This window comes from Paenibacillus senegalensis JC66, assembly GCF_000285515.1.
Taxonomy (GTDB): domain Bacteria; phylum Bacillota; class Bacilli; order Paenibacillales; family NBRC-103111; genus Paenibacillus_L; species Paenibacillus_L senegalensis.
The window spans coordinates 1,060,739-1,071,751 of sequence record NZ_HE610957.1; the positions used below are offsets into that span (position 1 = coordinate 1,060,739).

Sequence of the window (11,013 nt, forward strand, 5' to 3'; positions counted from 1 at the left end):
GCGGAAGAACCCCTAATTAATCATACCCTTTATTTCCAGCTTGAGCCACTGAATAAATTGTTAGTTCGCTGGAATTTATGCAAATACTGATATGAAAAAGCAAAAAACACCCCGAAGGGTGTTTATATTCCAGCATATTCGTTAATTGAGGGATTGCTGAACGAGCTGATTAACCAGCTTACCGTCAGCGCGCCCCTTTAACTTGGGCATTAGGGCGCTCATCACCTTACCCATATCCGCCTTGGAAGAAGCGCCTGTTTCTTGAATGGTCTGCAGTACAAGATCTTTAACCTCTTCTTCCGTCAGCTGCTGCGGGAGGTACTCGGAGATGACGGCAATTTCAGCTTTCACGGCTTCTGCCAGGTCTTCACGCCCGGCTTTCTCGAAATCCTGGAGGGAATCTCTTCGCTGTTTGATCTCACGACTAAGTATATCAAGCACTTCGTTGTCATCCAACGTCCTTCGCTGATCGATTTCCAAATTTTTAATCGCAGAGCGGATCATTCGGATTACGGAGAGTCTGAATTTGTCCTGGCTCTTCATCGCTTGCTTCATATCTTCGTTCAATCGTTCACTTAAGCTCATCTAGATAAGTCCTCCTAGAACTTGCGTTTCCGTGCTGCCTCAGATTTCTTCTTGCGTTTAACGCTGGGTTTCTCGTAATGTTTGCGTTTCTTGACTTCTGCCAGCACGCCATCCTTGGCAATAGAACGCTTAAAGCGGCGAAGTGCAGCATCTATCGTTTCATTCTTACGAACTTTAGTTTCTGACACCAGATTTCCCTCCCTCCGAACAGACCGTCCAAGACGACAAAACACGGTTATCAAACTTCATTATATGTTAAAAAGAAAGCGGGTGTCAACCTACATCCTGGGTCGTGTTCGTTCTGTGAAGAAACCGGAATTATTGACCGTTTATCCCTGTCCTGTACGCATCGTTTCCGTCCAAATCCACCAGCCTGAAGGATGCCGGATTGCTTGTATTCTAAAGAGGCAAACGGTAAGCCGGGACACCCGTAAAGGTCATGGCAACCGGAAGGATAAAGCCGTTGTCATCAAAATGGAGCCGGTCAATGCAGACAACACGATGATTGGCATCGGTTTCCGATAACGGTCTTCTATGATAGACGATAAACCAATCATCGCTTCCCGGAATTTGGATCATTCCGTGATGCCCCGCTCCGGTGGCGACAGCCGGATTCTGCTGCAGGATTTTTGCAACTCGTGTAAAAGGTCCGAGAGGGGATGAGGATTTCGCATAGGCAACGGAGTATCCGGGCCCGCCCCAGCCACCTTCAGCCCACATAAAATAATAGCTCCCCTTTCTTTTGATCATGCAGGGGCCCTCAACAAAGCCCTGCGGGGTAATCTCCTTGAAGATTTCCCCGTCAGGAAATGCACCTAGGCTGGTCATATCCTCATTCAGCCTGACTACGTTGCACCTTCCCCAGCCTCCATAATACAAATAGGCAGTGCCGTCATCGTCAATATAGACATGTGGATCTATCGGCTGGGCGCCATGGTGAAACTGGCCGATCAAAGGATAGCCGAGCGCGTCATGAAACGGCCCGTCGGGGCGATCGGAAACAGCGACGCCGATTCCGCCAAGCTCATCATTGCTCTGAATATCGTTGGCGGCAAAATAGTAATAATAGCGGCCGTTGCGCTCAATGGGCGAGGGGGCCCACATCGCCCGCTTCGCCCAAGGTACATGGCTGCGCTCAAGGATTCGCTCAACTTTGGTCCATTCTACAAGATCCTCCGAGTAAAAAGCATCGAAGCTGATCTGATCATCGTACGGAGCGGAACAAGTCGGATAAATCCAATAGCGCCCCTCGAAAATTCTTGCTTCGGGATCCGCATACCAGCCAGGTATAACAGGGTTCCCCGATGAGCGTTGATTACGGTCGTTCATGCCTTCGTCCCCTCCCTTAATATTGCGTTAGCCGACCGCCGTCCTATTTATTTCCGGCTGGCTGCCTCAAGCCTGGTGCGAACTCTACCAAAAATGTTTTGATTTCATAGGGACGAATCTCGAACCGTAAGCGGCTATCCGCGTTTTTTTCTCCTGCCGGCCTTTCCAATAGATCGCATTCCTGCCACGATACAATCTTTAGGTCGCTGGAAAGCTCAACATGGTGCCGACCGCCAGCGAACTCATGCAGCCGCACTACAGCCAAGTCGGCATCTTCCGCTTTCTTGACCGTATCCACAACTATATAATCACAGGAGGAATGGAACAGCGAGAAAATACCGCGCTCATTAATTCCCCGGGTCACAGTTAGTGGATTATTCAGGTTCCATGCTTCGGCTACTGTGAAGCCCTCAAGCCAATCTCCTTTATGAGGCAGCAGTGAATAAGTAAACCGATGCTCGCCTTGATCCGCTTCCGTGTCCGGGTGGACAGCTGATTTAATAAGCGATAGGCGAAGCACATTGTCTTTAATGTCATAGCCGTATTTACAATCGTTCAGCAAGCTGACTCCGTATCCGTGCTCCGACAAGTCAGCCCATTGATGGCCGGCAGTTTCGAAGCGTGCCCAGTCCCAGCTCGTATTCCAGTGCGTCGGCCGCTTCACATTACCGAATTGAATGTCATAGGTCGCTTCCGTTGCCCGGACTTCTACCGGAAATGCTGTCTTCAACAGGCGCTGTCTTTCGTGCCAATCGATTTCCGTATAGAAGTCAATCCGTCTATGGGTGGTATATGCGATCATCTGCTGGCAAATCTTTGAACGATTGTACGTCCAGGTGAACTGAACGACCGCTCGCAGCGGCCCCTCCTCAATGACCTCCACTCTGACTAAATCGCTGATTTCTTCCTTCTTCTCCTGATAGAACAGATCGATATCCCAGGCTTCATGGGCCAGCGGCTTGTCTTCAAAAACCTGCAGCACATTGCCCTTTTGTCCGGCGGCCAGCACCTCGCGATTGTTGTCCCTGTCGAAAATCCGGGTTAGCTGTCCATCGCTTCCCCATTCGATTTCATAGAACGGAGTGCGCAGGCCGGAAGGAAGCGTCTCGAACGGCGGCGAGGAATAAGAAGCATCCTCTCCACCGCTTGCAACAGGTCTTTGTCTCTCCGTCTGGGCTGCTGCAGCAGGAAGCTGTTTATAGCTAATAGTCTTCCAGCCCATTGCCGGAATGCCGGGAACTTCAACCAGCCATTTTGTGCCCGTAAACTGAGCCCGCAATGGCTCGCCGGTTGCGTCTGTCCAGCTTCCTTCCACTGCCCCTTCGGCAGCCGGAATCACCGCGACATCGGCCCGTTCCCACGAAGTGGAATTATACACCGTATACATTTCCCCGCTTGCGCTATGCTCGCCAGCACTACGGTTGTTAAGCAGCAGAGGGAAGGACGCATCGCGGACATCCCGCGCAATTTGCTCCGCTTCCTCGTATTCGAGCCGGCTGTCTTCATACACTTCACGAATTGAGGAACCGGGGATGATATCGTGAAACTGATTGCGCAAAATGATCTTCCAGCCTTCATAAAGGTCCTTTTGCCTGTACAGGGGCCACCCTTTATCCACTGCAGCCGCAACGCCCAGCCACTCCGTCTCACGGTACAGCAATTCCAGCTTGCGGTTCATCCGTTTATTGTAAGCCTGGCTGGTGTATGTACCCCGGTGGTATTCCAGGTAAAGCTCACCATCCCAAGTATGGACATATTCATCCGTGGAATTGACCGCCTCCTGCAGTCTCTCAAAATAGTCATCGGCCCGGCCTGTTTTCACCTGCGGCAGACCCGGCATCGTATCCAGTCGCCTGCGCATCTCCAGCATCTCGCGGTTAACTCCGCCGCCGCCGTCACCGTATCCGTAAGAAAGCAGCAGCTCCTGATGCAAATTTTTGTCCCGGTAAGCATCCCAGATCCCTTTAACCGTTGCAGGCAAAATACGCCCGTTATAGGTATAGAACCATGAACCGGGCTTTGACCAGGGCTCCGGTGTCGTTATGAAGTGGGTCAATACCTCTGTCCCATCGATACCGCGCCAGCGGAACGTATCGTGAGGCATGCGGTTGTACTGGTTCCAGCTAATTTTGGTCGTCATGAATGTATCCAAGCCTGATTTCCGCAAGATTTGCGGCAGCGCCCAGCTGTAGCCAAAAACGTCCGGAAGCCATAGGTAACGGCACTCCACCCCGAATTCCTCGCGCAAAAATCTGGTTCCGTACAGAATTTGCCGCACAAGCGATTCTCCCGAAGTCAGATTGCAGTCCGCTTCCAGCCACATGCCGCCCCCGGCTTCCCAACGCCCTTCCTGCACTCTCTCGCGGATTTGGGCATAAATTTCCGGATAATCCTCTTTCATGTATTCGTACAGCTGTGGCTGCGTTTGCAGAAAAATATAATCCGGAAACATCTCCATCAATCGTAAAACCGTTGAGAAGGATCTGGCGCATTTTTCACGGGTGTGCTTCAGCTGCCACAGCCAGGCCACATCAATGTGTGTATGTCCGATGCAGGTCACGGTAACCGGGTGCTGTTTGCCAGTCTCGGCCAGCTCGCTCTTAAGCTCTGCAAGCGCTTGCCTAACACTTTCATAAAATGCCTCGTCACCCTTTTGCGACCAATCCAGTCTTTTGAGTGCGCGGTTTAACAAACTGAGCAATTGTATCCGCTCCGGCTGATTCGGATCAAGCACCTTTATGGTCTCTAAAGCTGCTCTGGACGTGTAATACAGGTCATCGGCGTCTTCATCCAGCCAGGCAACCTCTGCCAGCTGCACCGTATGCTCCTGCTCCTTTGGCGGTCCTCCTCCCTCCAAGCCGGACCACAGACGGAAAGAGAAGGAAACGGTTTGTCCTGCCAGGCTTGCAGGAAGGAACACTTCCTCATGATTGGAGTCAACGCCCTGGTACGGTTGACCGTTCAAAAATAACAGCGATTCAAACCCGGAGTTGTTGCCCCCGCCTGTTCGGCCAAAATCGAAACGGCCTACGGCTTTACGCCCTGTCCACTCTCTAGGAATGGTTACAGTGGTCATGAGCCAAGCGTACAGGTCCCTTCCTCTCCACTTTTCACCCACGCGGATTGTTCCTGCGCCTTCGCCTGCAGGCGGTTTGGCAGCGATATTACCCTCTGTGTCGATAATGATGGCAAATTCGGGAATACGGATAGCATCCCGGTAACGGTAGTTCTGCAGTTCCCTGATTCTTGCTTCCAGCTTCGCTTCAGTAAGGAACATTAGGTTTCTCCTCTCACAGTTCTAATGTATGGCGATAAGCGGCTGCAAAAAAATCATAAAGCCCTTAAATTTCCGGAAAGACAGTTTCAGGCCTTTATTTCACCGGAGCGGTTGATTCTCTTTCGATCCATCGCACCGGGAAGGTTATATTTTCAGGAAGAGGCTTCCTGGCTTCCAGCAAATCAACAACCATCTGCGCCGCTTTTTGCCCTATTCCGTAAAAGTCCTGTTCAATTGTAGACAAGGGGATTTCCAAATGCTTAGTCAGCTCATGATTGTCGAAGCCAACAATCGATATATCTTGAGGCACCCGCACACCGGCATCGGCAGCGTACTTGAGCAAATCGATCGCAACCAGATCGTTCTCTGCCTGAATGGCGGTTACATCATATTGATGAAACAGCTCGAACAGTGATTTAAGCCATTCCGTCTTGTTGTTTCTCGCCTGCTCGATAGCATTAAGAATAACGATTCGGTTATCGACCTGTATCTGATTGTCCTTTAAAGCACGGCAGTAGCCGAAATACCGGTTCCTGACAGAGGATGTGGACTCGATACTAACCGATGAGACAAAACCGATACGGCGGTGGCCCAGCTCAATCAGCTTGCTCGCCGCCATATACCCGCCAGCGAAATTGTCGGAAACTACACTGCCGATCGGTATGCTCTCAAAATTTTTATCAATCGTAACGATTGGATACTCCTCCAGGTACAGCGCATGGAGGACATCATAATTGTTGGTATCGTTAATCGGATAGAAAATGATACCCGGAATTCCTTGATCCCGCAGCGTCCGGATAAGCGATCGCTCATTCGCGCTATCCCCGCCGCTTTGGTGAATGCTCAGGTAATAGCCCTGGGAGTTCAGCAGGTTGGACGCTCCGCGAATATAATCTACCATTCCGCTTGCATCCTCGAACGGGAGGATCATAGAGACCAGCCTTTGAAGTCCGTCCTGAACGCTGCGCTTCAACGGGTCCGGCTTGATAGGCGCTTTCACATAGCTGCCGCTTCCCCGCTTGCGGTAAATGTAGCCATGGCGCTCCAGCTCGGCCAAAGCTCTTCTAGACGTAATCCGGCTGACTTGAAACTGTTCTGCCAGTTCCGCTTCAGTCGGCAGCTGCTCATTCATTTGATATTCCTGGCTCTCAATTTTCTCTCTTAAAAAATCATAAATAATACGGTAAAGAGATTTGTTTTCGTTGGTCACCACTATTCACATCCTATGACAGCATCTTTCGAAATGCCGCTTCGTTAAATACATATTATATAACAAATTATTTATCGTGTAAATTTTTGTTATATATTTTTATGTGGATAAATGGCTGTCCAACCTTAAGTGGAAGTAAAAATTTTCATTTTCCCCGCTTGCCTTTATTGCGCTTTATATCTTTCATACTGTGCCCGGCGAATCTCCAAATATTTCTCAGCTCCCATTCGATCAAGCGTATTCACATAGTTATCCCAGTCCCTATCCAAATCGGCCTCGCCTGTTATGAATTTGACCCGCATTTCGGTAATGTATTTGTTGATGTCGGTAAGAATTGCGTTTGTCTGCTTGCTCTCTTCTTCCGTAGGCGTAAAGGATGGCCATACTTCCTCCGGAGCGAACTGCTCCAATTCCTCTGCACTGGCTAATATCTCTTCGTCCAAAGTTCTCCCTTTGACTGCCGTTCTTAATTCTGCAGGCGGCTCAACGTATGGGAAAAAGCCACCGTATACATTGTCTACATATTGAAAAGCTCCCAGCTGTACACCGCCTTTATAGTTTTTAATCTCATCGATATATTCCGGCTTTCCGTCCACCATATGATAAGTCTCTCCTTCAAGCCCGAAATAACCGAATAAAGAGCCTTCTTCTCCATAGAAATAATCAACCCACTTGATCGTTTCTACCGGATATTGGTTTTTGTTCGTGATGGTAAAAGAAGAGGTGCCTCGCGTCGGAGGATCCATCCAGTTAACTACTTTATCTCCCTCGGGACCTTCCAGCACGTTGATGCCGATATAATTTTTATAGAGCTCCTCTCCGCCTATGTAATAGGGGTCTGCCCAGGAAAAGGCACCGACTCTCCCCTGAGCGGCATCCGCTACCCACTGTGCGTATTCATAACCGGAGTAGTTGTTCTGCGAAATCGAACCGTCATTCCACAGCTGGTTCATGTATCTCCATACTTCCTTATATTTGGGATCATTAAAAATCGTTTTCAGCTGGCCGTCCTTGTCTTTATAAATCCAGTTCCCTGCGGCCTTTCCTCCGCCGTTACCCATTCCGAAGCTGCCTAGTAGCTGTCTTTCCAGCGACCAATTAATGTTCCCGGATTCCATTACCCAGCCGTATTCATCGTTAGGATCACCGTTGCCGTTGGCATCCTCCGTTACGAATGCTTTCAAGGTATCCCGAAGCTCATCGGTCGTCTTGGGAACGGGCAGACCCAGATTATCCAGCCAAACTTTATTGATATATAACCGAATTGTCGAATAAGACTTCGCAAAATCTACGTAGGGCAAGGAGTAAATATGTCCGTCAGGCATCGTCAGCGTCTTTTTAATATCCGGATTCTCATCGAACAATTTTTTCAAATTCGGGGCATGCTCCTCAATTAAATCCTCAAGGGGTACAAATAGGCCCTGCTGCCCGTATTTAATTAATTCATCCTGGGAGAAGCCAAGCTGGTAGAAGGCGTCCGGCAGATCATTCGAGCCGAGAATAACATTTTTCCGCTCGTTAACGGCTCCGGAGGATATCTCCTCCCACTCTATTTTAATCCCGGTCATTTCCTCGTATTTTTTCCACATCCACAAATCCTTGGACGGCGGGCGCACATCATTATAACTGATCCGGGTAAACTTCAGCGTTATCCCGTCCTGTGCCGCTTCCTCCGGTGACTCGCTGGACGGCGACTCCCCGTTCCCCGTACATCCTGCCAAAGCTGTCGACACGGCCAGCAGCAACGCCAATACGTTCCATCTCTTGTTCATACCCCAACCTCTTTTCCTGGTTATTTGTTCAGGCTGATCAGCCTTTAATTGCACCAACCAAAATTCCTTTTTCAAAAAATTTGGACAGCAGCGGGTACAAGACTAGCAAAGGAAGTGATGATATAACAACAACGGCGTATTTGAGTCCTTCCCGGACGATCATTCGCTCGGCATACTGTTCATCGACAGCAATGGACAGCATATCGCTAAATTCATTCTTGATCAAAATTTCTCGCAGGATGAGCTGCAGCGGGAACAATTCCCGGTTGGAAATGTAAATCATCGCCTCGAAATAGGAGTTCCAGTGGCCGACTCCATAAAATAAAATCATAACAGCGATAATAGGCGTTGATAGGGGCAGCACAATTTTGTACAAGAGCCGGATATCATTGCAGCCATCCACGTAGGCGCTTTCTTCAAGCTCCACAGGAATCCGGGTTTGGAAGTATGTCCTCATAATAATCAGATTAAAAGCGCTGATCGCCCCTGGAAGCACGAGCACCCACATCGTATTGACGATTCCGAGCTGCTGATTGACCAAATAACTGGGAATCAAGCCTCCGCTGAAAAACATCGTAAACATGAACAAAAAGGTGAAGAAGCCTTTGCCGAAAAATCGTCTGCGGGACAGGGGATAAGCACCGCATACTGTCATAAAAATGTTGATTGAGGTGCCTACAAAGGTGTACAGAATAGTGTTCAGGTAACCGCGCCAAATGTCAGAGTTTTCAAATACAGTTGCATAGCTCTGCAGGTTAAATCCTTTTGGCCACAGCAGCAAGGGGCTGTCGTACATTAATCTCGGGTCGGACATCGAGGCGAAAACTACGAAAACAAGCGGATACAAGATGATTGCCGTAATTCCCAGGACAAGCACCAGGTTGACCAAGTCGAACCATTTTTCGGCCGGTGTTCGCTTTATATTGTTCAACGTGCTTTCACTCCTTTGCAGAGTTCCACGGGCAGTGCCGTCTCATGAGCAGAATTGCCGCATCCAAGCATTATCCGGGTTACCATAAGCTTGTTTCACCCGCCCGTTTGGCAATCGCATTGACGATGATAAGCATGATGAAATTGATCACATTGTTAAACAACCCTACCGCAGCAGAGAAGCTGTACTGTGCATTGAGAATACCGCTTTTGTACATGTATGTGGAAATGACCTCTGAGGTGGAAAGATTCATGTCATTTTGCATCAGCAGTATTTTTTCGAAGCCGACGCTCAATATGCCGCCCGCGCTCAGTATCGTTAAGATCACAATCGTGGGCAGAATTCCCGGAAGTGTAACGTGCCATATTCTTCTGAATTTATTGGCACCATCAATGTAAGCGGCTTCATATAATTCTGGAGAAATACCGGCCATTCCCGCTGTATAGATTAAGGAGGCCCAGCCGATTCCCTGCCACGTTCCAGACCATACGAACAGATGCCAAAAGTTAGAGGGTTCGGCCAAAAAATCTCTTCTCTGGCCGCCAAACGTCTCAATGATCGAATTGATGACGCCGTTATGAGGAGATATGAAGAACATTAAAATTCCGACCGCGACGACGACTGATATAAAATGAGGAGCATACGAAATCGTCTGCACAACAGTTTGTAATCGCTTACTTCTAAGCTCATTAAACATTAAGGCTAGAATAATAGGTGCCGGAATACCCACTAGCAGACCGTAGATGCTAATAGCCAGCGTATTTTTTAGAATGGTCCAAAAATAGTAGGCATTAAATAAACGCTCAAAATGCTCAAAGCCTACCCAAGGGCTGTTCCAGATCCCCAAGCCTGGGGCAAAATCCTTGAATGCAATCTGAACTCCATACATAGGCCAGTAATGCCAAATCAAAAAATACAGGACCGCCGGAGAAATGATGATATATAGTCCGGTATTTCTTTTCAGTGCCTTTTTGATATAGATGGTTTTTTCTTTCAAACGCTGCTTCTTGGAGGATGTCGTAGGTGAAGATAAGCCAGTTGCCATCTAACACTCATCTCCTTTTTGCTGGGAGTATTAGCCTGAGAATGATCGCCCCCTTTGTTAATTCATGCAGCTGCTTTACAATATGGTATATCTAATTATCATAATGATATATGTAATTTAGGATAATGTCTACAAAATTTTCAAAACTATATTTCTTTTCTTTAATAAAAATATAACTTATGTCAGAAAACATCGGTTGGAGAACTGTTTGAATTAGAAATGACAGCAAAAAAGTCATAACAACATTTTCGGGCTGTTATCCTCTGCTAGTTATGTGTGAGTCCCATTCATCGATATAGTAGGCTTCAGCATTTTTTCCTAAATTATAAAAAACAGCCACACAAAAAAGGGGCTGTCCCATAAGTCCGCCAAAATAAAAAGTTGGCGGAAAAACATAATATTTGATCTCAAATCCGTCTACACCGCGCCTTGTTATGAGGAAGGGAACCGGAAAATTCAATGAAAACGGGCGTCCAGCAGTCAGTCAACGCTGACTTACCGGACAGCCCCAAATTCGCCTCGGGACCCGCTGGAGCGGCGATTGTATGCGGTTTTTCTGTGAAAATAACCCCCCGCGTATACTCCCCGCATGATGAGCAAGCTCGGGTAACGTAACTTAATTCATAAGCTTGTTATAACTTTTACGAAATTTCGTATGAAACACTGGCTGGATCTCCTTGTAAACCCCGGTATTTGTACGGACTCAACTCTTAGACCCCGGTATTTGTACGATTTGTCATACAAATCTCGGGCAATCGCCCTTCAATCCCTATATTCGTACGATTTGTCATACAAATCTTGGGTAATCGCCCTTTAATCCCCTGTATTTGTACGACGTTTCATACAAATCACCGGTAATTGGGT

At 48.2% G+C, this 11,013-nt stretch carries 8 protein-coding genes; all 8 read right to left on the bottom strand.

The features are described 5' to 3' along the window. Positions 1–141: 141 nt before the first annotated feature. The 8 genes from PSHG_RS05100 to PSHG_RS05135 all read right to left on the bottom strand — a co-directional run bounded on the left by PSHG_RS05100 (position 142) and on the right by PSHG_RS05135 (position 10,149). Positions 142–585 carry a GatB/YqeY domain-containing protein gene (locus tag PSHG_RS05100; RefSeq protein WP_010270287.1) on the bottom strand — a complete coding sequence of 148 codons (444 nt, stop codon included), beginning with the start codon at positions 583–585 and terminating at the stop codon, positions 142–144. Between the two features lie 14 nt (positions 586–599). Further along, positions 600–773: a 30S ribosomal protein S21 gene (rpsU, locus tag PSHG_RS05105; RefSeq protein WP_005547957.1), complete on the bottom strand. Its 174-nt coding sequence runs from the start codon at positions 771–773 to the stop codon at positions 600–602. A gap of 211 nt (positions 774–984) precedes the next feature. After that, the gene (locus PSHG_RS05110) at positions 985–1,914 is read right to left on the bottom strand and encodes a glycoside hydrolase family 43 protein (RefSeq protein WP_010270358.1); all 930 of its coding nucleotides are present in this window, start codon (positions 1,912–1,914) and stop codon (positions 985–987) included. Between the two features lie 43 nt (positions 1,915–1,957). Continuing rightward, positions 1,958–5,191 carry an alpha-mannosidase gene (locus PSHG_RS05115; protein WP_010270359.1) on the bottom strand — a complete coding sequence of 1,078 codons (3,234 nt, stop codon included), beginning with the start codon at positions 5,189–5,191 and terminating at the stop codon, positions 1,958–1,960. Between the two features lie 94 nt (positions 5,192–5,285). Further along, complete coding sequence (locus tag PSHG_RS05120) at positions 5,286–6,401, bottom strand: LacI family DNA-binding transcriptional regulator (protein WP_010270360.1); 1,116 nt, start codon at positions 6,399–6,401, stop codon at positions 5,286–5,288. 164 nt (positions 6,402–6,565) lie between these two features. After that, positions 6,566–8,173, bottom strand: a complete 1,608-nt coding sequence (locus tag PSHG_RS05125) for an extracellular solute-binding protein (RefSeq protein ID WP_010270362.1) — start codon at positions 8,171–8,173, stop codon at positions 6,566–6,568. A gap of 37 nt (positions 8,174–8,210) precedes the next feature. Beyond that, on the bottom strand, positions 8,211–9,104 hold the full coding sequence (locus PSHG_RS05130; protein WP_010270364.1) for a carbohydrate ABC transporter permease: 894 nt from the start codon (positions 9,102–9,104) through the stop codon (positions 8,211–8,213). Positions 9,105–9,183: 79 nt separating this feature from the next. Continuing rightward, entirely contained in the window at positions 9,184–10,149 is a 966-nt protein-coding gene (locus tag PSHG_RS05135; protein WP_010270368.1) for an ABC transporter permease, read from the bottom strand. Positions 10,150–11,013 lie beyond the last annotated feature (864 nt).

Bases quoted from the DNA above. Each gene is read 5' to 3' on its own strand.
- PSHG_RS05100 (WP_010270287.1), bottom strand. From the start codon at position 585: ATGAGCTTAAGTGAACGATTGAACGAAGATATGAAGCAAGCGATGAAG.
- PSHG_RS05110 (WP_010270358.1), bottom strand. From the start codon at position 1,914: ATGAACGACCGTAATCAACGCTCATCGGGGAACCCTGTTATACCTGGC.
- PSHG_RS05115 (WP_010270359.1), bottom strand. From the start codon at position 5,191: ATGTTCCTTACTGAAGCGAAGCTGGAAGCAAGAATCAGGGAACTGCAG.
- PSHG_RS05125 (WP_010270362.1), bottom strand. From the start codon at position 8,173: ATGAACAAGAGATGGAACGTATTGGCGTTGCTGCTGGCCGTGTCGACA.
- PSHG_RS05135 (WP_010270368.1), bottom strand. From the start codon at position 10,149: ATGGCAACTGGCTTATCTTCACCTACGACATCCTCCAAGAAGCAGCGT.